The 23,233-nt window shown below is 69.4% G+C and carries 20 protein-coding genes; 7 read left to right on the top strand and 13 right to left on the bottom strand.

Annotated elements, in window-relative coordinates; translation table 11 throughout:
* The first annotated feature begins 27 nt into the window (after window positions 1-27).
* From N2M23_RS08030 to N2M23_RS08045, 4 genes are read left to right on the top strand one after another with little or no spacing between them, the layout of a single operon-like run.
* Complete coding sequence (locus tag N2M23_RS08030) at window positions 28-807, top strand: tyrosine-protein phosphatase (RefSeq protein WP_265444604.1); 780 nt, start codon at window positions 28-30, stop codon at window positions 805-807.
* Window positions 804-1,583 carry a (Fe-S)-binding protein gene (locus N2M23_RS08035; protein ID WP_265444606.1) on the top strand — a complete coding sequence of 260 codons (780 nt, stop codon included), beginning with the start codon at window positions 804-806 and terminating at the stop codon, window positions 1,581-1,583. Before N2M23_RS08030 ends, N2M23_RS08035 begins: the two co-directional genes overlap by 4 nt.
* Complete coding sequence (locus tag N2M23_RS08040) at window positions 1,580-3,106, top strand: lactate utilization protein B (RefSeq protein WP_265444608.1); 1,527 nt, start codon at window positions 1,580-1,582, stop codon at window positions 3,104-3,106. The genes N2M23_RS08035 and N2M23_RS08040 overlap by 4 nt, the downstream gene beginning before the upstream one ends.
* Complete coding sequence (locus N2M23_RS08045) at window positions 3,103-3,828, top strand: LutC/YkgG family protein (protein ID WP_265444609.1); 726 nt, start codon at window positions 3,103-3,105, stop codon at window positions 3,826-3,828. The genes N2M23_RS08040 and N2M23_RS08045 overlap by 4 nt, the downstream gene beginning before the upstream one ends.
* 269 nt (window positions 3,829-4,097) lie before the next feature.
* Here the strand turns inward: N2M23_RS08045 and N2M23_RS08050 are convergent, their stop codons facing one another.
* The 3 genes from N2M23_RS08050 to dapB all read right to left on the bottom strand — a co-directional run bounded on the left by N2M23_RS08050 (window position 4,098) and on the right by dapB (window position 6,695).
* Window positions 4,098-4,817: a type 1 glutamine amidotransferase gene (locus tag N2M23_RS08050; RefSeq protein ID WP_265444611.1), complete on the bottom strand. Its 720-nt coding sequence runs from the start codon at window positions 4,815-4,817 to the stop codon at window positions 4,098-4,100.
* A gap of 235 nt (window positions 4,818-5,052) precedes the next feature.
* Window positions 5,053-5,748: a DedA family protein gene (locus N2M23_RS08055; protein WP_265444612.1), complete on the bottom strand. Its 696-nt coding sequence runs from the start codon at window positions 5,746-5,748 to the stop codon at window positions 5,053-5,055.
* A 200-nt stretch (window positions 5,749-5,948) separates the two neighbouring features.
* A complete protein-coding gene (gene dapB / locus N2M23_RS08060; protein WP_265444614.1) occupies window positions 5,949-6,695 on the bottom strand; it encodes a 4-hydroxy-tetrahydrodipicolinate reductase in 747 nt (248 codons plus the stop codon).
* A 141-nt stretch (window positions 6,696-6,836) separates the two neighbouring features.
* On the opposite strand from dapB, the gene N2M23_RS08065 reads away from it, so the two are divergent.
* Genes N2M23_RS08065 through N2M23_RS08075 form a run of 3 tightly spaced genes read left to right on the top strand, consistent with a single transcriptional unit; the run spans window position 6,837 to window position 10,303 of the window.
* The gene (locus N2M23_RS08065; RefSeq protein WP_265444615.1) at window positions 6,837-8,633 is read left to right on the top strand and encodes an MFS transporter; all 1,797 of its coding nucleotides are present in this window, start codon (window positions 6,837-6,839) and stop codon (window positions 8,631-8,633) included.
* Window positions 8,634-8,643: 10 nt separating this feature from the next.
* The gene (locus N2M23_RS08070) at window positions 8,644-9,627 is read left to right on the top strand and encodes a cytochrome c oxidase assembly protein (RefSeq protein WP_265444616.1); all 984 of its coding nucleotides are present in this window, start codon (window positions 8,644-8,646) and stop codon (window positions 9,625-9,627) included.
* Window positions 9,628-9,637: 10 nt separating this feature from the next.
* Window positions 9,638-10,303, top strand: coding sequence for an HD domain-containing protein (locus tag N2M23_RS08075; protein ID WP_265444617.1), 666 nt, complete (start codon window positions 9,638-9,640; stop codon window positions 10,301-10,303).
* A 6-nt stretch (window positions 10,304-10,309) separates the two neighbouring features.
* Here N2M23_RS08075 and N2M23_RS08080 read toward each other — a convergent pair whose 3' ends face one another.
* The 10 genes from N2M23_RS08080 to mreB all read right to left on the bottom strand — a co-directional run bounded on the left by N2M23_RS08080 (window position 10,310) and on the right by mreB (window position 23,223).
* Window positions 10,310-11,386 (bottom strand): hypothetical protein, encoded by a 1,077-nt coding sequence (locus N2M23_RS08080; RefSeq protein WP_265444618.1) that lies wholly within the window; start codon window positions 11,384-11,386, stop codon window positions 10,310-10,312.
* Between the two features lie 87 nt (window positions 11,387-11,473).
* Window positions 11,474-13,147 carry an alkaline phosphatase D family protein gene (locus N2M23_RS08085; protein WP_265444620.1) on the bottom strand — a complete coding sequence of 558 codons (1,674 nt, stop codon included), beginning with the start codon at window positions 13,145-13,147 and terminating at the stop codon, window positions 11,474-11,476.
* Between the two features lie 116 nt (window positions 13,148-13,263).
* Window positions 13,264-14,205 (bottom strand): methyltransferase domain-containing protein, encoded by a 942-nt coding sequence (locus N2M23_RS08090; protein ID WP_265444622.1) that lies wholly within the window; start codon window positions 14,203-14,205, stop codon window positions 13,264-13,266.
* A gap of 38 nt (window positions 14,206-14,243) precedes the next feature.
* Window positions 14,244-15,647: an NAD(P)/FAD-dependent oxidoreductase gene (locus N2M23_RS08095; protein ID WP_265444623.1), complete on the bottom strand. Its 1,404-nt coding sequence runs from the start codon at window positions 15,645-15,647 to the stop codon at window positions 14,244-14,246.
* 107 nt (window positions 15,648-15,754) lie between these two features.
* The gene (locus N2M23_RS08100; RefSeq protein ID WP_265444625.1) at window positions 15,755-18,196 is read right to left on the bottom strand and encodes a polyribonucleotide nucleotidyltransferase; all 2,442 of its coding nucleotides are present in this window, start codon (window positions 18,194-18,196) and stop codon (window positions 15,755-15,757) included.
* A gap of 187 nt (window positions 18,197-18,383) precedes the next feature.
* Window positions 18,384-18,653 carry a 30S ribosomal protein S15 gene (gene rpsO / locus N2M23_RS08105; protein ID WP_265444627.1) on the bottom strand — a complete coding sequence of 90 codons (270 nt, stop codon included), beginning with the start codon at window positions 18,651-18,653 and terminating at the stop codon, window positions 18,384-18,386.
* Between the two features lie 143 nt (window positions 18,654-18,796).
* Complete coding sequence (mrdA, locus tag N2M23_RS08110; RefSeq protein WP_265444628.1) at window positions 18,797-20,842, bottom strand: penicillin-binding protein 2; 2,046 nt, start codon at window positions 20,840-20,842, stop codon at window positions 18,797-18,799.
* Entirely contained in the window at window positions 20,842-21,336 is a 495-nt protein-coding gene (gene mreD / locus N2M23_RS08115) for a rod shape-determining protein MreD (protein WP_265444629.1), read from the bottom strand. The genes mrdA and mreD overlap by 1 nt, the downstream gene beginning before the upstream one ends.
* A complete protein-coding gene (gene mreC / locus N2M23_RS08120; protein ID WP_265444631.1) occupies window positions 21,333-22,166 on the bottom strand; it encodes a rod shape-determining protein MreC in 834 nt (277 codons plus the stop codon). The genes mreD and mreC overlap by 4 nt, the downstream gene beginning before the upstream one ends.
* A 10-nt stretch (window positions 22,167-22,176) precedes the next feature.
* Entirely contained in the window at window positions 22,177-23,223 is a 1,047-nt protein-coding gene (gene mreB / locus N2M23_RS08125) for a rod shape-determining protein (RefSeq protein ID WP_265444633.1), read from the bottom strand.
* Window positions 23,224-23,233 lie beyond the last annotated feature (10 nt).

Here is a 23,233-nt window from a genome sequence, read left to right on the forward strand (position 1 = left end):
CAGCACCGGCGGACTAGCCTGGAAACCGTGACGACGACTCCCTCCTGGATCGATCTCGACGGCGTCGCGAACATGCGCGACCTCGGCGGCCTGCCAACGACCGACGGTGGGAGCGTCCAGCCCGGGCGGTTGCTGCGGTCGGACAACCTGCAGGATCTCACCGAGCAGGACATCCGCCTGCTGGTCGAGGAGCACGGCGTCACCGACATCGTCGATCTGCGCACCGACATGGAGTTGCACATCACCGGGCCGGGCCCGTTGCAGCAGGTCAGCACGATCACCCACCACCATCATTCGCTCTTCCCCGAGGAGAAGCCGATCAGCACCAAGGACGCACTGGTGTTGCCGTGGCACGGGCGCAAGGACGAACAGCGCGACGACAACCCGACCGCGAGCCACTACCTCGGTTACCTCGCCGAGCGCCCTGACTCGGTGAGCGCCGCCCTCGACGTCATCGCGACCAGCGACGGCGCGACGCTGGTGCATTGCGCCGCCGGCAAGGACCGCACCGGCACCGTGGTCGCGATGGCGCTGACCGTCGCGGGTGTGCCGCGCGAGGAGGTGGTGGCCGACTACGTCGCCAGCACCGAACGTTCCGAACGCATCGTGCAACGGCTCAGCCAGGTGCCCGGGTATGCCGAGAACCTCGAGGGCGTTCCGCTGGAGGCGCACCACTCGCGCGCCGAAACCATCACCCGCGTGCTCGACGCGATCGACGCCGACTACGGCTCGGTCGTCGGTTGGCTGGAGGCAAATGGCTGGAGCGAGGCACAGATCGCCGCACTCCGTGCCAAAATCATCGGATGAATAATCCGGCCCCGGCGAACCCCGGGCGGGTGGCACTCTTCGCGACCTGCTTCAACGACACGATGTGGCCGCAAACCCCGAAGGCCACCGTTCAATTGCTCGAACGGCTGGGGGTCGACCTGGACTTTCCCGAGGCGCAGACCTGCTGCGGCCAGATGCTCACCAACACCGGGTATGCCGACGAGGCCGTCCCGCTGGTGCGCCGTTTTGTCGACGTGTTCGCCCGGTATGACGCCATCGTCGCACCGTCCGGATCCTGCGTCGGGTCGGTGCGCGAGCAATACGCGACCCTCGCCCGGCGGACCGGCGACGTCGGCCTGGAACGCGCGGTCGCTGAGCTGGGCCCGCGTGTCTACGAGCTCAGCGAGTTCCTGACCGACGTGCTGGGGGTGACCGACGTGGGCGCCTTCTTCCCGCATCGCGTGACCTACCACCCCACCTGTCACTCGCTGCGCATGCTGCGGGTCGGCGACCGGCCGACGCGATTGCTGGCGGCGGTCGAGGGATTGGAACTGCTTCCGCTGCCGGGCGCCGACGAGTGCTGCGGTTTCGGCGGGACGTTTGCGGTGAAGAACGCGCCAGTCTCGGTGGCGATGGGCGGGGAGAAGGTGCGCAACATTACCGATACGGGCGCCGAATACGTTGTGTCCGGCGACAATTCGTGCCTCGCCCAGATCGGCGGCCTGCTCGGTCACTCGGGCGACAGGCGCACCCGCACTGCTCGCCCGATCCATCTCGCCGAGATATTGGCCAGCACCCGGGACGATGCCCGATGAGCAGCAAAGCCTCGGCCGCGAGCGCCAACCCGGTCGGTACGACGACCGAGTTCTTCCTGGGCATGCCCGCCTTCCCACAGGCGGCGCAGCACGAACTCGGCCTCGACCAGCAGCGGCGCAACCTGAGACACGCAACCCGGACGATTCGCGCGAAGCGGGCCGCCGCGGTCGCCGAGGTCCCGCAGTGGGAGCGGTTGCGCCGCCGTGCGGCCGCCATCAAGGACGACACCCTCGCCCACCTCGACGACTACCTGGTGCAGCTCGAGGCGAGCCTGATCGCGGCCGGCGCGACGGTGCACTGGGCACGAGACGCCGGCGAGGCCAACGCGATCGTCACCCGTCTCGTGCAGGCCACCGGCTCCGATGAGGTCGTGAAGGTCAAGTCGATGGCCACCCAGGAGATCGGGCTCAACGAGGCGCTTGAGGCTGCCGGCATACACGCGTGGGAAACCGACCTCGCCGAGCTCATCGTCCAGCTCGGCGACGACTGGCCGTCGCACATCCTGGTGCCGGCAATCCACAAGGGTCGCAGCGAGATTCGCGATATTTTCACCGCCCGTATGGCGCAGGCCGGTCGCCCGGCTCCGGCCGATCTGACCGATGACCCGGCCGCGCTCGCCGAGGCTGCGCGGCTGCACCTGCGGGAAAAGTTCCTGCGGGCGCGGGTCGCGATCTCCGGCGCCAACTTCGCTCTCGCGGACACCGGCACGTTGGTGGTGCTGGAGTCGGAGGGCAACGGCCGCATGTGCCTGACGCTGCCGGAGACGCTGATCTCGGTGGTCGGCATCGAGAAGGTGTTGCCCACTTGGGGCGACCTCGATGTCTTCCTGCAGCTGCTCCCCCGGTCGAGCACCGCCGAGCGGATGAATCCCTACACCTCGATGTGGACCGGCGTCAGTGAGGGCGACGGCCCGCAGGACGTGCACGTCGTCCTCGTCGACAACGGCCGCACCCACGTGCTGGAGGACGCGGTCGGCCGCGAGGCGTTGCGGTGCATTCGGTGTTCGGCCTGCCTGAACGTCTGCCCGGTCTACGAGCGCGCCGGCGGCCACGCCTACGGCTCGGTCTACCCTGGACCGATCGGCGCAGTGCTGACCCCTCAATTGCGAGGAACTGCAAGCAAACTCGACCAGTCGTTGCCCTACGCGTCGAGCCTGTGCGGGGCCTGCTTCGACGCGTGTCCGGTGCGCATCGACATCCCGACGCTGCTGGTGCACCTGCGGACCCAGGTGGTGGACGAGCACCGGAGCGGACTACCCGACGTGCAGGCCCTTGCGATGCGCGGCACCGAGTGGGTGCTCGGCAAACCCGGGCGGCTCAAGCTCGCCCAACAGGGGGTCACCGCTGCCGCGCGCGCCCTGCGCAGCGGGAAGGGCGGCCTCGCCGACGTGCGGACGGACTACACGCTGCCCGGTTGGCTGCCCGGACCGGCCGGGGCGTGGACGGCGGCGCGCAACGTTCCCGCGCCTCCCCGCGAGACGTTCCGGCAGTGGTGGGCCCGCACCCACGGGGCGCAGGCATGAGCAGCGGCGAGAGCGGCGGCACCGTGCCGACCAGTAACGCCCGCCCGGCGGCCCGCGACCAGATCCTGGCTCGCATCCGGACCGCCAACACGCACGCCGGTGTTGCCGGTATGGCGCGTGCGGAACCCGCCTCACCCGCCGAAACCTCCTCCGGCGCAGTCAAACCCACCGGTTCGACACCGACAGGTGACGCCCTGGTCCAACTGTTCGCCGAACGAGTGGCCGACTATCGCGCCGAGGTAACCGTCGTGGCCGAGGCGGCCCGCGACGCCGGTGCCGTCGCCGAGGCGGTCGCCGCGGCACTCGGCGACGCAGCGACCGTGGTCGTCCCGGGTGGGGTTCCTGCGCATTGGCTCGCGCGGGCGGCGGCGCGGCAGATCGCCGATGACGACCTGGCGCCGGACGCACTCGACCGCGTCGACGCGGTCGTCACCGGCGCCGCGCTCGGCATCGCGGTGACCGGCACGATCGTGCTCGACCACGCTGCGGCGCAAGGACGTCGGGCCTTGTCGCTTGTTCCCGACCTGCATGTGTGCGTGGTGCGCGAGGACCAACTCGTTCCCGACGTGCCGGAGGCGATGGCCGTGCTCGACCCGGCGGTGCGCGCCGGTCGGCCGCTCACCTGGATCAGCGGGCCGAGCGCCACCAGCGACATCGAGCTGAACCGGGTCGAAGGGGTGCACGGGCCACGCACTCTGCGGGTCATCGTGCTACGCGGCTGACTCCTCCGCGCTTGCGGCACTAGTCACGTCGGGAGCCGACTTGTCACCTCATGCGCCACTAGTCACGTCACCAGTGCACTTGTCACGTGTTCCTGCACGTGACAAGTGCCCGTCGAACGTGACGAGTCCCCTTCGACGTGACAAGCCCTCGCCCGACGTGACAAGTGCCCGTCTAACGTGACGAGTCCCCTTCGACGTGACGAGTCATCGCGCAACGTGACAAGTGCCCTCGAACGGGACAAGTACCCCTCGAACGTGACAAGGCCGCATCAGGCGTCGGCTGCTCGCGGCAGGAGCGCCAGGAATCGCTCGAAGACCGGACGCCAGGTGTGCTCGAGCTCGGCGTCGCGCTCCCGGGCCACCCGCACCACCTCGTCGGGGTCGAAACCTTGCGAGCGCAGGACGGCCCGGTCCCAGCCGGCGACCTTCGCCGCCGTGGCCTCCGGGTGCCACTGCAGACCCCAGGCCCGGGAGCCGAGCCGGAACGCCTGATGCGTCGTACGCTCGCTACTGGCCAGCCAGACCGCGTCGGCGGGCAGCGCGGTCATCTGGTCCCGGTGGCTCTCAATCGCGACAACGGGTGCGCCGCTCGCTGCCCGGGACGCCGCAAGCGCACCGAGCAGCTCGTCCTCGGTTGCCTCGGGGCGCAGCGCAAGCTCGGTGACGCCGCGTTCGGGCAGGCCGTGGTCGCCCTCGACCCGCCCGCCGCCGACGTGCGCGAGCAACTGGCCGCCGAGGCAAATCCCGAGCAGCGGCAGGCCGTGCTCCAGGGCCGAGGCGGTGAGGGCCCGCTCATCGGCGAGCCAAGGCGCATCGTCGTCCTGATCGGGCAGCAGACCACCGCCGAGCAACACGAGCCCGTCGACCGCACGGGCATCCGTCGGCACCTGCTCACCCTCGTCCGCGCGGATCTCCCGGACCGGCACGCCAGCGGCCCGCGCCCACTCCAGCAGCCGACCCGGGCCGCTGTCGGCATCGTTACGAATCACGGTGAGCACGGGACCGTCGGACTCGATGCGTCCAGCGGACTCAGCACGCGGGGCGGGTTCGACATTCGCTTCCATCGCGCCCAGCAAACCACGTCGAGTGACGTCGTTCGCTCGCGAGCGACGGTGTGCGCAACGAGTGACGTCCTAGCAGCGACGTCACTCGTTGCGTACGACGTCAGTCACTGACCAAGGGCGTCAGTCGAACTCACCGAGCGTCAGTCGAACCCCCCGGACGTCACTCGTGATGAGAGGGCGCGCGAGCCAACGAGGACGGTGCCGCCGCCGACCCCTCGGGCTGATCCCCGGCGGGCTTGGCCGGCTCGTCTGCCCGCTGCCGGGCGCGCCGTTCCCGGCGGCGCGCGAGCCGGGGCCGAACCCACTCGACGATGAGCGTGAACACCATCGCGACGCCCAGCCCGAGCACAAGCCCAGCCAGCGGGTTGTTCTCGAACGCCGAGCCGCCCAGGTAACCGACGGCAACGCCATACACCGCCCAGATGAGCACGCCGATCGCGTCGTATGGCGAGTACTTGCGCAGCGGTGTGCCGGTCGCGCCCATCAGGAGGTTCACTCCGATCCGCCCCCACGGGATGAAGCGCGCCACGATCAGCGCGGTCGGCCCCCGCCGGTCGAGCAGCTCACGGGTGGAGGCGAGCACCCTGCCGCGGCGGCTGTCCGGGCGGGTCCGGTCGATCATGCCGCTGAAGCGCCGGCCGATGAAATAGGTGACGTGATCGCCGATGAACGCGCCGATGAAGGCCGCGAGCACGACCAGCGGCGCGATCGGGCGACCGGTCGAACCGGAGTAGACGCCGGCCATGATGATCGGCGCTTCGCTCGGTATGACGGGAATCAGTGCGTCGATGAAGGAGATCGCCGTCAGCATCGGGTAGACGGCCCAGGAGTCCATCAGTCCTTCGATGAACGACATGACGTCGGAAACGATGGCTCCTCCAACGGTTTTCACGCAACGGGCCGCCCGTGGCGACGAGCCGGTCTGGTCACGTTAGGTCGCGGGGTCGACACCCCGGTGAACTGCAGACGGCGCCGCGTGGAAGCGCACGCGACGACCAGCAGGGCCGGCGCCCCGAGCCGCCCACCACGGACGACGCCGAGGGCCGCGGCAGCGGTCTACAGACCGAGGTAATGCTCCAACCCGACGGTCAGCCCGGGGTGCTGCCCGACCTGGCGGACCCCCTCGATCACGCCCGGCATGAAGCTGATCCGGTCGAACGAGTCGTGCCGGATGGTGAGCGCCTCACCCTCGGCACCGAAGTCGACCTCCTGGTGCGCGACCCGCCCACGCAGCCGCAGCGCGTGCACCGGTATGCCGTCGACGTCCGCGCCGCGCGCGCCGTCCGGGTCGGTCTGCGTCGCGTCCGGCACGGGCCCGAGGCCGGCGTCGTCGCGGGCCTGCGCGATCAGCCGGGCGGTGCGCGCGGCGGTGCCCGAGGGTGCGTCGACCTTGCCCGGGTGGTGGGTCTCGACGACCTCGACCGACTCGTAGAACCGGGCGGCATGCTGGGCGAACGACATCATCAGCAACGCGCCGATGGCGAAGTTGGGCGCGATCAGCACACCCACCGAATCATGCTGGGCCAATTGGGTTTTCAGCGCGTCGATCCTGGTGTCGTCCCAGCCGGTGGTCCCCACCACGACATGCACGTCGCGGTCGACGCAATAGGCGACGTTGGCCGGGGAGGCGCTGGGGACGGTGAAGTCGATCGCGACCTGCGCGCCGCCGAGGTCACCGAGGTCGTCGCCCTCGTCATACCGGCCGACGAGTCGTAGTCCGTCGGCCGCCTCCACCGCCTCGCAGGTGGTCGAGCCCATCCGTCCGGAGGCGCCGATGACGGCGACATCGATCGTGTCAGTCACGCGGATCAGGTTAGGACAGCGGCCCGTCCGGGATCCGGACACGTCTCACGCATCAGACGGAGGGGACTTCCGAATCGCCATACGGTTGCTATATTGATTACCTAAGGTAACGATTCCGAGCGACCGAAAGCCGTCCCACCCGTGACCGAAGCTCCCTCCCCCGCCCATCTCGAAGAACGCCGCCGCGGGCGGCGTCGCCGTTACGAGGCCGACCACCCGCACTACAAGTGGGTGGCGCTTTCCAACACCACACTCGGCGTGCTGATGGCGACGATCAACTCCTCGATCGTGATCATCTCGCTGCCGGCGATCTTCCGCGGGATCGACCTCGACCCACTCGGCGCCGGCAACATCAGCTACCTGCTCTGGACGCTGATGGGCTACCTGGTCGTCTCGGCGGTGCTGGTGGTCGCGCTCGGTCGGCTCGGCGACATGTTCGGGCGGGTGAAGATCTACAACCTCGGCTTCGTCGTCTTCACCATCGCGTCCATCCTGCTCTCGCTCGACCCGTGGGGCGGCGGCTCCGGCGCGCTCTGGATCATCATCGGGCGCATCGTCCAGGGGGTCGGCGGCGCGATGCTAATGGCCAACTCGACCGCGATCCTCACGGACGCATTCCCCTCCACCCAGCGCGGGATGGCGCTCGGCATCAACCAGGTCGCGGCCATCGCCGGATCGTTCCTCGGCCTGATCATCGGCGGCATCCTGTCCGAATGGCACTGGCGCGCGGTCTTCTGGGTGAGCGTGCCGATCGGGCTGCTCGGCACGATCTGGTCCTACAAATCACTCCACGAGCTCGGCAGCACCCGCCGCGGCCGCCTCGACCTACCGGGCAACCTCACCTTCGCCGTCGGCGTGACCGCGATCCTGGTCGCGATCACCTACGGCATCCAGCCGTATGGCGGCCACACGATGGGCTGGACCAACCCGTGGGTGCTGGCCGGGCTCATCGGCGGCGCGCTCGTGCTGGTGGCGTTCTGCATCATCGAGGCGCGGGTGGCGGACCCGATGTTCTCGATGGGGCTGTTCCGCATCAAGGCGTTCAGCGCGGGCAACTTCGCCGGGCTGCTCGCCTCGATAGGCCGCGGCGGCATGCAGTTCATGCTGATCATCTGGTTGCAGGGCATCTGGCTGCCGCTGCGCGGTTATGACTACGAGTCGACCCCGCTGTGGGCCGGAATCTTCCTGCTACCGCTGACGATCGGCTTCCTGATCGCGGGCCCGGTGTCGGGATACCTGTCCGACCGGTTCGGCGCTCGCGCGTTTGCCAGCGGCGGCTTGCTGCTCAATGCCGCGACCTTCGTCGGCCTGTTGTTGATCCCCGTCGACTTCGACTACTGGATCTTCGCGCTGCTGCTCTTGCTCAACGGCGTCGGCTCGGGCATGTTCTCGGCACCGAACACCACCGCGATCATGAACTCGGTGCCGGCCCATCAGCGTGGCGCGGCCTCCGGCATGCGGGCGACCTTCTTCAACGCCGGCACCTCCCTGTCGATCGGCATCTTCTTCTCGCTGATGATCGTCGGGCTGTCGCAGCACCTGCCGGACGCGATGCGCAGCGGCCTCACCGCCCAGCACGTCTCCCCCGGCGTCGCCGACCAGGTGGCGGCGCTGCCGCCGGTCGGGTCGATGTTCGCCGCGTTCCTCGGGTTCAACCCGATCCAGTCGCTGCTGGAGCCGACGGGCGCGCTGCAGCACCTCCCGGCGGGCAACGTGCACACGCTGACCGGCAAGGAGTTCTTCCCGCACCTGCTGTCCGGGCCGTTCCACGACGGGCTGATCGTGGTGTTCGGCGCGGCCGCGGCGATGATGGTGGTGGCCGCAGTCGCGAGCCTGATGCGCGGCAGCAAGTACGTGCACGACGACTCGGCCGACCGGGCGCAGGCAGCCGGCGGATCCGACCAGGAGCACTCAGCGGACGTTGCGGTTACCCGGTGACAATCCGCAGGTGACCTCCCTCGCCCCGGCACCGCTGCAGACCTCGAGCTGGCTGACCGCCTGGCGGTTCGACGCCGTGGGAGTGGTCCTCGCCCTGGCGCTGCTCGTGCCGTATGTCGTGCTCTGGGTGCGCGCCCGAGCGCGCGGGGTGAGCTGGCCGTGGTGGCGCGCTGCGTCATACGTCGTGCTGGGGGTGGGCACGCTGGTCTACGTCACGTGCGGGCCGGTGGGCGTCTACCGCAGCACGCTGATGTGGATGTTCGCCGCCCAGGTCGCGGCCGTTGGCACCGTGATTCCGGTCGGGCTCGCGATCGGCGACCCACTGCGGCTGATCGACGCCGCGACTGGTTCGTCGCGCACGCTCGCGCACCGCATGGCGCACTCCCGGGTCGCACGGGTGCTCACCTTCCCGGCGGTGAGTTGTCTGCTCGACATCGGCGGCATCCTCGCGGTCTTCCTCTCCCCGTATGGCGAAAAGGCAGCGCGCTCAACGCTTGTCGGCACGCTGCTCCTGCTGCAGCTACTCGTGGTCGGGCTCCTCTTCGTGATGCCGACCCTGGCCGATGATCTCCTCCCGGACTGGGCGACGCCGCCCGTGCGGACCTTCCTGGCGTTCTTCGACGGACTGGCCGACGCGATCCCGGGGATCTTGGTGATGACGGCGCATTCCCTTCTGCTGCCTGGGTTTCCGGGGTTCGCGACGTCCGCGAACGCGGTACGCGGCGGATTGAGTCACGGCCTGGACCAGAAGTACGCCGGCGGAGCGTTGTTGGTGGTGGCCGAGACGATCGGCATTCCGATGCTCGCCGCCGTCTTCGCCGAGTGGATGCGCTCGGATCGGGCGGAGGCCGCCGTCACCGATGCCCGGCTGGACGACCTGGAGGCGCGCCGCCGTGCGCAGGCGCCGGACGCGGTCGGGACCGAGCCCGATCAGCCGTGGTGGTTGACTGATCCGCGACTGGCCGACCGGTTCGGACGGCACGACGACTCCTGAGAGGCGCGCGATGACCGACCACGCTGCTGACGGCCTCTTGCGCCTGTGGCTCGAAGACGTGAAAGCCGTTGCTCCGGAGGCCGATCCGACGTTCGCGGCCTCGGTCGGGGACGGTCTCGTCGCCCGGTGGTCGCAGCCCCATCGCCGCTATCACACGCTGCAGCACCTGACCGAGATGTTCGCGGCGTTCGAGCAACTGGCCGGCCCGGCCGGGCTCGACGCCCGCGAACGCGCCGTCATACGCATTGGAGCGTGGCTGCACGACGCGGTGTATGACGTGCAGGCACCGCCCGGCGACACCGAGCGGGCGAGTGCCGCTCTCGGCCGGGAGATGTTGTCCGCCCTGGGCGTTCCCGGCGCCGACATCGACGAGGTCGAGGCGTTGATACTGATGACGATCGACCACGGCGACACCGCGGCAACCCCGGCCGGCGGCGTCTTCCACGACGCCGACCTATGGATCCTCGCCGCCCCGGCCGACCGGTTCGACGAATATTGCGAACAGGTCCGGCAGGAGTACGCCGAGGTGCCGGAAGACAGGTATTCACAGGCGCGTTCGCGAATCCTGGGTGACCTCGTCGACCGCGAGAACGTCTACCGGACAGTGACTGCGCGGACGGCGTGGACCGAGCGCGCACGGGCCAACGTCCGGCGCGAGATCGCCCGCCTGACCTGACTTGCGCTACTTGCCGGCCGGAATGACCCAGTTTGCGTCGGCGCCCAACACCGACGACTTGCCGGAGTCCGGGATCGACAGCAGGACGGCCAACGCCAACCTGCGCGTCACAACCGATTTGAGCTTGCCGTCGTCACCCTCCACAGCGGCCGCATCGGACTGCAGTCCTACCAGGCCGCCGTCCACCCGCTCGACGTCGATCGAACAGTCGAGGGCGAGCACGCCGAGCGTGACCGTGCCGGCCCGCACCACCCTCAGGGCCGGTGTGCCGACAGTGATCGCGGTGTCGGCACTGGTGCCGATCGGACTGCCCCAGGGCCGGCAGGTGGGGGACGCGATGTAGTCTCCTGCGCCGTCAGCCTTGATGAGCTTGCGCAGCTCGGTAATCGGTCCCGGGTTCTGCACGGTGCCAGCATCGCCGACGTCGACCGCGCGGACGACGGCCGGCACGACATTGGCGGCCGCCTGCCGCTGCGCCGCAGTGAGACGGGTCGGCGGAGTGCCCTGTGGTGGCAACTTCGCAGCGTCCACACCGGTGATGGTCACCGCGTGCCGCCAGCCCGCAGGGGTGCGAACCCAGGACATCGCGGTCCGCTTCGCTGACTCGCCGGCGCTCGGCGACGCACTGGACAACCCGCCGCTCCACCGTCCGACCGTCAACACCCACGAAGACTGACCGTCCGCGCTCCCGGTAGTGCTGCCGTACACCGCGTCGAGCCCGAAGGTGGAAGCGGACGGCTTTTCCGACCGTTTGGTCAGTCGCGCGTCCTTGGTGTCATAGAGGTCGGTGGCCAGGACTTGCTCGGAATCCACCTGCTGCCAGGCCTTTTCGTCATATGGCGGGTTGAGCGCTCGCGCGATCGCGCGCTGATTGTCGCGGTCGTAGGAGGCAACGATTGCCTTCGCCTCCGCCATGCTCACGGCGGCCGGAGCCGCGGACGTCGCTGAGCGCGGTGTGCCGGTGCTCGTCGTCGCTCCGCTCGCGGTGGATCCGCTGCAGCCGGACACGGTGAGCCCGGCCGCCGCGCAGATCGCTGCCGCGGCCACGCCCGGCGTCTTGTTGGTCAGACCTCGAAATCGCATGTGGGAGACCGTGGCACGGACCGCCCCATCGCCGCAGAAGTTATCCACAGGGGTACTTCTGCGCACCGACTGCTCAGCCGGCTCCCCTCAGTCCTCTCGCGGACCGACCCGCACCTCGGCCACCCGGCGCAACTTCGGATTGTCGTACTCCTCGCCGACGACCTCGCCCGAATCCCAGGTGAGTAGAAGGGAATCGCCAGACACTTCGAGGGTGGCGAGGTTGTTGTCGAACCACGGACCATGCGTGATCGACCAGTCGTAGGGCGGGTTCGGCACCTTGCGCATGCGGCTGACGAGCGCTCGCATCGGCCGCGCGAGACCGCGGGCGACTCCGCCCTGGAGGGCTCGCACATGGACCGGTAGCGGGTTGCGGATCGGCGAACAGACCGCCTGTGCCACCACTGACGTCATCCCGGGCACGTCCCTGTCGAGCTCGGTGACGTAGGAGTTGTGCACGTCGCCGGACAGGAAGGTGATCGTCCCGGGCGCCTTCCCGCGCTCACCGCGCGCGACCGACACCACCGCACCGATCAGCTGCCGGAACGACTTCTCGAAAGCGGCCCAGTGTTCGAGATCGACCGCCTGGCGCACCTTTTCGCCGAATCGGCCGACCCGCTCACCCCACGCACCCTCGGCCATCGCCTCGTTGAGCGACTCCAGGTCGTGGATGCCCGGCGGCAGCAACACCGGCAGCGACGTGCCGATCAGCAGGTGCTCGATGTCACCGCGCAGCTGGCCGTCGAGCCACTGCCACTCGTTGTCGTCGAGCATGGCCCGGCGATCGGGCTCGAGCACACGCGCGGCCCGCGAGTCGATGACGATCAGCTTGGCCTGGTCGAGGTCCCGGGCGTAACTGAAGCGGTAGCTGGTCGGGTCCTTGTCCACCCGCTCGGCGAAGCTGTCGAGCAGCTCCGTGGCGTCATACTCCCCCGGGCCTTCGTATGACGAAATCGCCTGCCAGATGGGGTCTTTCGCCAGCTCATCCGGCGACAGGTTGCCGGCATGCTGGTAGACCCAATAGGACGCGAGGGCGCCGACGATGCGCTCGTGCCACCACGGCACGGCGTTCATCTCCTCGTGCCAGGTCAGCGAGGTGTTCCAGTCATCGCGCACGTCGTGGTCGTCGAAGATCATCGCGCTCGGCAGCGTCGACAACAGCCACCGGTTGGCGGGGTCGCTCCACGCGAGGTGGTAGAGGTGGGCGTACTCGACGAAGTCCTTCAGCTCCTCGCCCGGAGGCTCCTCGAGGCCGCGCCGCTTCTCGATGAAGTCCTGCATCGCCGGCGACGTCTCGTCGGCATACACCTGATCGCCGAGGAAGAGCACCAGGTCCGGCCAATGCCGTTGCGAATCAGGGTTATTCGCCATGTCATAGGCGTAGGCGCGCATCGCGTCCACGCCGTGCGTGCGGTTGCCCTCCGCGTTGTGCGGCACGCTGGTGCGGCATGACCCGAACGCCATGCGCAACGGCTTGGCCGGGTCGAGGGTGGCGACCCGACTCGGCGGGAACGGCGAATCAGCGGGCGGCCAGACCTGCGCACCGCCCAGCCGCACCTGGTAGTCGGAGACGCTGCCCGGCGCGAGCCCGTCGACGATCACCAGCGCGTAGTGCTTGCCGTGCGCGGAGAAGGTCGGGGCGAGCCAGCTGGCCTGCCCGATCGACACGGTGACGTCGGTGGCCTCGGAGGTCTCGACCCAGATCGTCGCGGAGGTCTCGTCGACATAGCGGACGAGCGGACCGAGCAGAAGTTCGGCAGTCATCACGTCATTGTCTCCCGACCGACCGACCGGCCGTCCAGCAGGTTGCTGAGCGTCGCCTGTGCGTCCGCTGCCCGTGTCGGGTTGCAACCGGGGCCGCCCGGCAGCGACTGCTCGCGTCAGCCGCGCTTGCGCCGGCGGCTGCGCACCACGACGTATGCCGTGGGCGTCACTCCGTTGTAACGGATCACCCGCTCACCCACCACCTTCAACCCGCGCGCGCGGGCGACGGCGTCGGCGAAGACCCGCTTGTCGTCGGTGAGCAGCACGCACCTGCCGTCAGCGGTCAGCAGCCGCTCCAGCTCGCGCAGGATGGCCGGGTAGAGCGTGCGGTTGAGGTCGTTGCTGCCGATGCGTTTGCCGAACGGCAGGTCGCTCACCACCCGGTCCACGCAATCGCCGTCGAGCGGCAGGTGCGCGGCGTCGGCCTTCAGCACCTCGACCGCGTCGCCAAGGCCGAGCCCAGCAACGTTGCGCCGCGCGGTCGCCACCGACTCGGCATCGCTGTCGGCGCTGACCGCCGGGCCGCCCCGCTGCAGCGCGTCGACGATCGCCACCGTGCCGACGCCGCCGCACGGATCAAGCAGCAGGTCGCCGCGACGCAGCTTGGCCAGCCGCAGCAAGCCGGCGGCCACCGGCCCCGGTGTCGTCGCAGGCAGTCGTGCCAACCGGGCCACTCTGCGGGACCAGTGCAGCGGACCGAGGTCGACCCGGCCGGCGTCGAGGTCGATGTTGAGCTGCCAATCCCCCGGAGCGTTCGGCCAGCCGCGGGCGCTGATCGCGTCGATCCACTGCGAGCGGGTGTCCGGGTCGGCCGACTGCACCCGGAACGCCGGCTGCGTCATACCGATCACGGCGGCTGCCTGTTGCAGGCTGACATCCTCGGTGCCCTCGACACTCACCCGCTCGATCATCGGGCTCAGCCAGTCCGGCTCGATCGGTCGGTCCGCGCCGATCAGGCCAGGGCCGAGGCCGGCCGTCGTGATCTGGTGCTGATCGGCCAAGTCACCCCGCACGAGATCCTCCAGGCCGACCGGGCAGGACAACAGCAATCGGGGCATCCCGCGAGCGTACTCAGGGAGGCGTGCCGCCTGGCCCGTCACGAGTCGAACCCCAGCCCCAAACGGTCCAGCGTGCGCAACCACAGGTTGCGGCGTCCCTCATGTTCGTCGGCCCTGGCGAGCGACCAGCGGGTCAGCGCAATTCCGATGAACGCCAACGGTTCCGGTGGGAACGGCAGCGGCTTGGTGCGCACCAACGGATTGCGGGTGCGTTCGGTGTCCCGGCCGTCGAGCAGGTCGAGCATCACCGCCGCGCCGAAGCGGGTCGCGCCGACGCCCAGTCCCGTGTAGCCGAGCCCATAAGCGACCCGGCCGTCGAGCGCGGTGCCGAAGAACGGGCAGAACCGGGTGCAGGTGTCGATCGCACCGCCCCACCGGTGGGTGAAGCCGATGCCGGCCAGTTGCGGAAAGGTCTGGTCGAAATGCTCGACGAGTTTGCCGAACGTCGCCGGTCGGTCGTCGTATGCCGCGTCGAGCCGCCGCCCGAAGTGGTACACCGCGTCGTAACCGCCCCAAAGGATCCGGTTGTCGGGGGTCAGGCGGTAGTAGTGGAACTGGTTGCCCGAGTCGCCGAAACCTTGACGGTTCCGCCAGCCGATCGCCTCCAGTTGCGCGGCAGTCAGCGGTTCGGTGACCAGGACGTGGTCGTACACCGGGACACAGAAGAGACGGAGCCGGCGCAGGAGCGGCGCAAAAGCGTTGGTGCCCAAGACAACTCGTGCAGCACGCACGACACCGGTGTCGGTGGTGAGCTCGACCTTCCCGGTCACCGACCGAAGCGCACGCACTGGAGTGCCCTCGACGATGCGCACGCCCAGCCGCTCCGCGACCTCGGCGAGACCCCACGCCAGCCGAGCGGGGTCGATCATGGCTACGCCCTTGGTGTCCCACAACCCGCCGAGGAAGGTCGGTGAGCGCAACTCGTTGCGCACCCCGTCCTGGTCCAGGAGTCGGTCATGCGGGCCGAGCTTCGTGGCGTGCACCCGCAGTGCCTCCAGCTGATAGGACTCGGTGGCCACGTCGACCTCACCGGTGCGCTCGAAGGCGCAGTCGATGCCGTACCGCGCAACCGTCGCCTCGATCTCGTCGAGGTTGCGCACACCCAGCCGATCGAGTTCGGCCTGCGCCGACTCACCGAACCGGCTGACGCCGTTGTCGTAGCCGTGGGTGAGGCTCGCAGCGCAAAAGCCGCCGTTGCGACCCGATGCCGCCCACGCGAGGCGGCCGCCCTCGACCAGCACCACGTCACGCTGCGGGTCAGCCTCCTTCGCCAGCACCGCCGTCCACAGGCCGCTGAATCCCCCTCCCACGATTGCGAGTTCGCAGTCGAGGTCACCATCCAGACGAGGCCGTGGAGCCGGTCGGTGATCCGTGTCGAGCCAGAACGAAGTGCGACGAGCCTGCTCGATGCGTGCGGCAGCACTGCCGGCCAGATGGTCCATGACACAGCACGCTACGCCGGCGCTGCAGACCGAGCCGCGCCCGCCACGAGCGAGCGGCCCGCCACCCCGTGACGGGATGGCGGGCCGCTCGATGTGAGTGCCGTTAGTTACTCGGCAGCCTCGGTGACGACGTCGTCGGAGGCACCCTCCGATGAGGAGTCGCCGGACTCCTGATCCTTGCCGCGACCGCGACCGCCACGACGGCGGTTGCGCGGGCGACGCTCACGCTCCGGCTTGTCGTCGCCGGAGTCGGCCGACGCGTCGTTGTCGGCGTCGTCGGTGCCGGCAGCCTCGGTCGGGGCCGATTCACCGTCGGCGCCAGCCGAATCCGCAGCGTCGTCGGAGCCGGCCTTGTCGCCGCCCTCCTCGACGACCGCGAGCGACAGCTTGCCGCGCGGGTCGATCTCCTTGAGCTCGACCTGCACCTTCTGGCCGACCTTGAGGACGTCCTCGACGGCGTCGATCCGCTTGCCGCCGACCAGCTTGCGCACCTCGGAGATGTGCAGCAGGCCGTCCTTGCCCGGCAGCAGCGACACGAACGCACCGAAGGTCGTGGTCTTGACCACGGTGCCGAGGAAGCGCTCGCCGACCTCGGGCATCTGCGGGTTGGCAATGCCGTTGATCGCCGCACGGGCGGCCTCGGCGGACGGGCCGTCGGTCGCACCGATGTAGACGGTGCCGTCGTCCTCGATCGAGATGTCGGCGCCGGTGTCCTCCTGGATCTGGTTGATCATCTTGCCCTTCGGGCCGATGACCTCACCGATCTTGTCGACCGGCACCTTGACCGCGATGACCCGCGGGGCGAACGGCGACATCTCGTCGGGAGCGTCGATCGCTTCGTGCATCACGTCCAGGATGTGCAGGCGCGCGTCGCGTGCCTGGGTCAGCGCGCCACCGAGCACGTCGGCGGGGATGCCGTCGAGCTTGGTGTCCAGCTGGATCGCGGTCACGAACTCACGGGTGCCGGCGACCTTGAAGTCCATGTCACCGAAGGCGTCCTCGGCTCCGAGGATGTCCGTCATCGCGGCGTACTCGGTCTTGCCGTCGATGTCGGCCGACACCAGACCCATCGCGATGCCCGCCACCGGCGCGCGCAGCGGCACACCGGCGTTGAGCATCGACAGCGTCGACGCGCAGACCGAACCCATCGAGGTGGAGCCGTTGGAGCTCAGCGCCTCGGAGACCTGACGGATCGCGTAGGGGAACTCCTCGCGGGTCGGCAGCACCGGCACCAGAGCACGCTCGGCGAGCGCGCCGTGCCCGATCTCGCGCCGCTTGGGCGAGCCCACACGGCCGGTCTCGCCGGTGGAGTAGGGCGGGAAGTTGTAGTTGTGCATGTAGCGCTTGCGGGTCACCGGGGACAAGGTGTCCAGCTGCTGTTCCATGCGCAGCATGTTGAGGGTGGTGACGCCCAGGATCTGGGTCTCACCGCGCTCGAACAATGCTGAACCGTGCACCCGAGGCAGCACCTCGACCTCGGCCGACAGCGCCCGGATGTCCTTCAGGCCACGGCCGTCGATGCGCACCTTCTCGCGCAGGATCCGCTGGCGCACCAGCTTCTTCTGCAGCGCGCGGAAGGCAGCGGAAACTTCCTTCTCACGGCCCTCGAACGGCTTGCCCTCGCCGGCGAGCAGCTCCTTGAGGCTCGCCTTGATGTCGTCGAGCTTCTCCTCGCGGTCCTGCTTGCCCGCGATGGTCAGCGCGGCCGCGACCTGATCGGTCGCGTCCTTCTCGACGGCGGCGTAGACGTCGTCCTCGTAGTCGAGGAACAGCGGGAATTGCTGCACCTCCTTGGCGGCCTGCTCGGCAAGCTTCGCCTGCGCCTCGCACAGCACCCGGATGAAGCCCTTGGCGGCCTCGAGGCCCTGAGCGACGATCTCCTCGGTGGGCGCCTGCTGGCCCTGCACCTTCACCAGGTCCCAGGTCGCCTCGGTGGACTCGGCCTCGACCATCATGATCGCCACGTCGTCACCGACCACGCGACCGGCCACGACCATGTCGAACGTCGAACGCTCCTGATCGGAGAAGTTCGGGAACGCCACCCACTGGCCGTCGATCAGCGAGACGCGGGTCGCGCCGATCGGGCCGGAGAACGGCAGACCGGAGATCTGGGTCGACGCGGAGGCGGCGTTGATCGCCAGCACGTCGTACTGGTGGTCGGGGTTGAGCGACAGCACCGTGATGACGACCTGCACCTCGTTGCGCAGCCCCTTGATGAAGGCCGGACGCAGCGGGCGGTCGATCAGCCGGCAGGTGAGGATCGCGTCGGTCGACGGGCGTCCTTCGCGACGGAAGAAGCTACCGGGGATCTTGCCCGCGGCATACATCCGCTCCTCGACGTCGACGGTCAGCGGGAAGAAGTCGAATTGATCCTTGGGCTGCTTGCCGGCCGCCGTGGTCGACAGCAACGCGGTCTCGTCGTCCAAGTAGGCGACGACCGCACCAGCGGCCTGCTTCGCCAGGCGCCCGGTCTCGAACCGGACGGTGCGGGTGCCGAACTTGCCGTTGTCGATGACAGCTTCGGCGAACGTGATCTCTGGACCCTCCATGGGCCCTCCTGTTCTTTCTCTTCGTGGACCACGCATCGTCGTTGTGCGTGGGCTTCGTTCTTACGGACGTATGGCGGGCCGGCCCGCGCCTGCCGCGGCGCCCCGGAAACGTCCGCTCACGCCGACAAGGCGGCCACCGTCACCGGTGGCCGCCTTGCGGTCGTAAGTCTTGATGTGCCGCTGCTTTCTAGCGACGCAGTCCGAGTCGCTTGATCAGCGCACGGTAGCGCTCGATGTCGATGGTCTCGAGGTAGCGCAGCATGCGCTTGCGCTGACCGACGAGCAGCAGCAGGCCACGACGGCTGTGGTGGTCGTGCGGGTGCTGGCGCGAGTGCTCGGTGAGGTCCTTGATGCGCTGCGTCAGCATCGCGATCTGCACCTCGGGCGAGCCGGTGTCGCCCTCTTTGGTGGCGTACTCGGAGATGATCTGCTGCTTGGTGGCAGTGTCCAAAGGCATGGTGTGGCGACTCCGTTTTCTCGATCGTTGCGCGGTGCTCCTGGGCATGTCCACCAGGGCGCTATCGAATCCGCGGCCGGTTCACGGCGCCCACCAGATTAGCAGCGAGATCCGGCCGGCCCTAATCGGCGCCGGCGGCCGGCTCACCGCTTGGTGCGCAGCAGGTCCCAGATGTTCCGGGCGACCGGCGCCGCCCCCTCGGCGCCGGTGCCGCCCTGCTCGATCATCACCGCGACGACGTACTGCTTCCCGCTCGGCAGCTTCGGCCCGTAGGACACGAACCATGCGGTCGCCTGCTTGCCGAAAACCTCTGCCGTGCCGGTCTTGCCGGAGATCGGGTAGCTGCCCGGGAACCCCTGGAATGCGGGGTATGCCGTGCCCTGCGGCTGGGTGATCACGTCGCGCAGGCCGTCGCGCTCGATCTGCTGTGCCGCGGCGGGCACCGTGACGCGACCGGCGACCTTCGGCGCGATCGGCTCGGGTCTGCCGCCGGCCGGGTCGATCGCGGCCGCAACCTGCGGGGTCCACAACGTCCCGCCGTTGGCGATCGCGGCGTAGACCACCGCCATACGCAAGGGCGTGACCTGGGTGGAGCCCTGCCCGATGGCGAAGTTGACCGCGTCGCCGGGCTGGTAGAGGTAGCCGTCGGTGCAGTTCTCCTTCGCCACCTGCTGGAGGTAGTCGGCCTGCTTCTTGTCCTTCACCTCCGGGTAGCCGGTCTTGGCGCGCTGGCACAGGTCGGCGCGGGTTGCCTGCCAGTTGGCGACCTTCCACTGCCGGTCGGGCAGCAGGCCGGCCTGCTCGCCCGGCAGGTCGACGCCGGTGCGTTCGCCGATGCCGAATTGCCGTGCCATCGACGCGAACGGGTCCGGGCTGTCCGTCGGCGCCTTCAGCCCGCCGGCCTGCTGCCATTGCTGGTAGGCCCAGCGGTAGAAGACGGTGTCGCAGGAGACCTCGAGGGCCTTGGTCATCGAGATCGAGCCGTATGCCGCCGACTCGAAGTTGGTGAAGACGCGGCCACCGACCCGGTATGCCGAGGAGCACTCGTAGCTGCCCTTCGGGTCGACACCGGCGGCGATCGCCGCGGGCAGGGTGATGCCCTTGAAGGTCGACGCCGGGGGCTGCAACTGCCCGACGACCCGGTTGAGCAGCGGCTGGTTCGCCGATTTCGCGGTGAGCGCGGCGTAGTCGGTGGAGCTGATGCCGCCGCTCCACACACTCGGGTCGTATGACGGATTGCTCGCAGCCGCGACGACGGCACCGCTGCTCGCGTCGAGCACCACCGCCGCAGCGCCGGTGGCCGGCAATTTCTTCTTGCGAAGTTGCGCAATCCCTTGTGCCAGAGCGGTTTCGGCACGTGACTGGACCGCGGCGTCCAGGTGCGTCCGCACGTCGGCGCCGGCCGACGGTGCGACGCGTTCGACCTCGCGAGCCGGCAGCCCGCGGGCGTCCACCGCCAGCACCGACCGGCCGTCGGTGCCGCGCAGCTGGGCGTCATACTGCAACTCCAGGCCCGCGCGTCCGATGCGATCTTGCGCGGTGAGCGCCGGATCGGCTTTGAGGTCAGCCTGATTCACCGGACCCAGATAACCGAGCACCTGCGCTGCGTTGGTCCCGTCAGGGGCCGGGTAGCGCCGCACCGGGACCGACTCGACGGCCAGCCCCGGGAAGTCCTCGGGCCGTTCGAGCAACGCGAGTGCCTTCACCGGCGACACGTCGAGCAGGATCGGGATCGGCTGCACCGCGTCCGCCGTGTTGCACAGCGGCGTCTTCGGCGCACCCTTGGTACCACACGGTTTGGTCCGGCCGAGCATCTGCGCGGGGTCTCCGCCGACCACCTTGGCAACCCGCTCGATGAGTGCCTTTCCACCGTCATCGGTGTCGGCGATCGCCGTGGGATCGATCGTCAGCACCTCGGTGGATCCGTTTGCCACCAGTGGTTTTCCGGTTGCATCGAGGATGCGGCCGCGCACGGCGGGGATCGGCACCGACCGGGTGTTGATCCGTTCGGCGGCCGCGCGCATCTGCGGGCCGTCGGACACCTGGAGCTGACCGAGCCGGCCGACGAGCGTGCCGATCACCAACACCGCGACCAATACCAGCGCCCAGATGCGGGCGATGTATGGCGAGCGCCGCGGTGGGGTCCAGCGACTCCGGCGGCGGCGCCCGCGGATGGCGCGCAATCGCATCACACCAGCCCCCGCTGCACGAGCCGACGCTCCCAGTGCATCAACGGCGGCACCAGCAGGGCACCGATCAGTGCGGTGCACAGCACCGTGCCGGCGGCGACCAGCCAGTCGACGGCACGGCCCTGGTAGATCGTCAGGCCGGCACGCAGCACCTGAACAGCGGCAGCGGCGGCAGCGGCGCTGAACGCCGGAAGGAGTGCGGAGACGCGAAAACTACTTTGTGCCAAGCCGATTGCCGCACCGATGGCCGCGTACATCAGAGCCGACGCGCCTAGCGGGACACCGCCGGGCGGCACCAGGTCGACCAGCCAGCCCGCCGCCAGACCGGTGAGTGCACCGACCGTCGCGCCCGCGCGCAATGCAACGGCGACGACGACCAGCACGACCAGATCGGGCGCGACGACGAAGCGGGGCAGCACGGTCACCGCGAGGAGCGCGGCCACCAGCAGCCACAGTGCGCGCAGCGCCGCCAGCCGGCCGGGCAGGTCGATCATGGCGCCGCCCCGGGCAGGATGCGGTCCGGAGTGGCCCGCTCGACGGACATCACGACCGCCACCAGGTCGAGCCGATCGAGCGCGACTGCCGGGCGGACGACTGCCGTCATACCCGACTGACCGCGGTCGGGGTCAACCGAAACGACCTCTCCGATAAGGATGTTCGCAGGATAGGGGCGTCCGCCCGCGCTGCCCAGTGTGTGCACCTGGTCACCCTTGCGGACATTGCCGCCGGCGACCATGGTGAGCGTCATCAGACCGGGTTCGCGTGCGGACAGCCCCGGCGGGGTCACGTTGCCGACGGTGCCGAGGGACCCGGAGGCGCCGACCCGCGCCCCGACGACCGCATCGGGGTCGGTGATCAGTTGGACGGTGCTGGTGTGTCTGGACACGGCCACCGTGCGGCCCACCAGACCGGCCGACGCCTGCACCGCCTGGTTGGACTCGATCCCGTCGGCGCTGCCCAGGTCGATGGTGACCCGCCGCAGCGTCTGCGTCGTGGCATCGCTGCTGATCCCCACCACCTGTGCGGGCAGGTAGCGGGTGACCCGGCTGAGCGCGCCCTGCAGCCCCTCGAGGTCGCTTTGCTGCCGGGTGTCACGGCTGCGTTGCGCAAGCTGCCGGCGGGCGTCGTCACGTTGTCTGGTGAGCGTCTCGATCGTGTCGTCACGAGTGGTGAGCACGTCCTCCATCGGGCCGAAGACGCTGCCTGCTGCATCGCGCACCGGCGCGAGGGTCGCAGGTCGTGCCTGACCGACGCCGACCACTGCGAGCGTGATCACGACACCGCCGGCGAGGAGCCGTCGCCGGGTGCGGGTCTGCAGCGTCATACCGGCGACTTCAGTAACGCAAGCCGTCGACGAGGACCGATTGCAGCGTCGCGAACTCCTCGACGCACCGCCCGGACCCGAGCGCGACCGAGCGCAACGGCTCCTCGGCCACCCGCACCGGCACACCGAGCTCGTGCCGCATGCGCGCATCGAGCCCGCGCAGCAGCGCACTGCCCCCGGTGAGCACGATGCCGTCGACCAGCACGTCACCGGCCAGTTCCGGCGGGCAGACGTCGAGGGTGGCGCGGACCAGCTCGCAGATCTGCAGCAGCGGCGGCTCGATGGCACGGCGCACCTCGCCCGAGGTGATCGTGACGGTTTTGGGCAGCCCGCTGATCAGGTCGCGTCCGCGCACCCGCATCGACAACTCTTCGCGCAGCGGGAAGGCCGAACCGACGGTCCGCTTGATCTCCTCGGCGCTGCGCTCCCCCAGCAGCAGGCTGCACTCGGTCTTGACGTGCCCGATGATCGCCTCGTCGATCTCGTCGCCGCCGACGCGGATCGACCGCGCGACGACAATGCCGCCGAGGCTGATCACCGCGACATCGGTGGTGCCGCCACCGATGTCGCAGACCATGCTCGCGGTGGTGCCGTTGATCGGCAGGTCGGCGCCGAGCGCCGCCGCCATCGCCTCCTCGACGACATAGACCCGGCGCGCGCCGGCGCGGGTGGCGGCGTCCTCCAGCGCGCGGCGCTCGACACCGGTCACCTCGCTCGGCACGCAGACGATCATCCGCGGCCGGATCAGCCGGGAGGGGCGGACCTGCGCGACGAAGTAGCGCAGCATCCGCTCGGCAACCTCTGCGTCATTGATCACGCCGTCGCGCAGCGGCCGCATGACGTCGACATGGCCGGGGGTGCGGCCGAGCATCTCGCGCGCGGTCGCGCCCGCCGCGATCAGCCGGCCGGTGCCGACCTCGAGGGCCACCACGGACGGTTCGTCGAGCACCACGCCGCGGCCGCGTTCGTAGATGAGGGTGTTGGCAGTGCCGAGGTCGATCGCCAGATCCCGTCCGGCCAAGGCGCGCGCTCCCGTCACCTGAGCGATGCTAACCATCGAGCCGGTA

It is taken from the genome of Flexivirga meconopsidis, from assembly GCF_026162425.1.
GTDB classification, from domain to species: Bacteria; Actinomycetota; Actinomycetes; order Actinomycetales; family Dermatophilaceae; genus Flexivirga; species Flexivirga meconopsidis.

Excerpts from the sequence above, each read along its gene's own strand:
- N2M23_RS08035 (WP_265444606.1), top strand. The coding sequence starts at position 804 with ATGAATAATCCGGCCCCGGCGAACCCCGGGCGGGTGGCACTCTTCGCG.
- N2M23_RS08040 (WP_265444608.1), top strand. The coding sequence starts at position 1,580 with ATGAGCAGCAAAGCCTCGGCCGCGAGCGCCAACCCGGTCGGTACGACG.
- N2M23_RS08045 (WP_265444609.1), top strand. The coding sequence starts at position 3,103 with ATGAGCAGCGGCGAGAGCGGCGGCACCGTGCCGACCAGTAACGCCCGC.
- N2M23_RS08055 (WP_265444612.1), bottom strand. The coding sequence starts at position 5,748 with ATGTCGTTCATCGAAGGACTGATGGACTCCTGGGCCGTCTACCCGATG.
- N2M23_RS08075 (WP_265444617.1), top strand. The coding sequence starts at position 9,638 with ATGACCGACCACGCTGCTGACGGCCTCTTGCGCCTGTGGCTCGAAGAC.
- N2M23_RS08080 (WP_265444618.1), bottom strand. The coding sequence starts at position 11,386 with ATGCGATTTCGAGGTCTGACCAACAAGACGCCGGGCGTGGCCGCGGCA.
- N2M23_RS08085 (WP_265444620.1), bottom strand. The coding sequence starts at position 13,147 with ATGACTGCCGAACTTCTGCTCGGTCCGCTCGTCCGCTATGTCGACGAG.
- N2M23_RS08090 (WP_265444622.1), bottom strand. The coding sequence starts at position 14,205 with ATGCCCCGATTGCTGTTGTCCTGCCCGGTCGGCCTGGAGGATCTCGTG.
- N2M23_RS08095 (WP_265444623.1), bottom strand. The coding sequence starts at position 15,647 with ATGGACCATCTGGCCGGCAGTGCTGCCGCACGCATCGAGCAGGCTCGT.
- N2M23_RS08100 (WP_265444625.1), bottom strand. The coding sequence starts at position 18,196 with ATGGAGGGTCCAGAGATCACGTTCGCCGAAGCTGTCATCGACAACGGC.
- rpsO (WP_265444627.1), bottom strand. The coding sequence starts at position 18,653 with ATGCCTTTGGACACTGCCACCAAGCAGCAGATCATCTCCGAGTACGCC.
- mrdA (WP_265444628.1), bottom strand. The coding sequence starts at position 20,842 with ATGCGATTGCGCGCCATCCGCGGGCGCCGCCGCCGGAGTCGCTGGACC.
- mreD (WP_265444629.1), bottom strand. The coding sequence starts at position 21,336 with ATGATCGACCTGCCCGGCCGGCTGGCGGCGCTGCGCGCACTGTGGCTG.
- mreC (WP_265444631.1), bottom strand. The coding sequence starts at position 22,166 with ATGACGCTGCAGACCCGCACCCGGCGACGGCTCCTCGCCGGCGGTGTC.
- mreB (WP_265444633.1), bottom strand. The coding sequence starts at position 23,223 with ATGGTTAGCATCGCTCAGGTGACGGGAGCGCGCGCCTTGGCCGGACGG.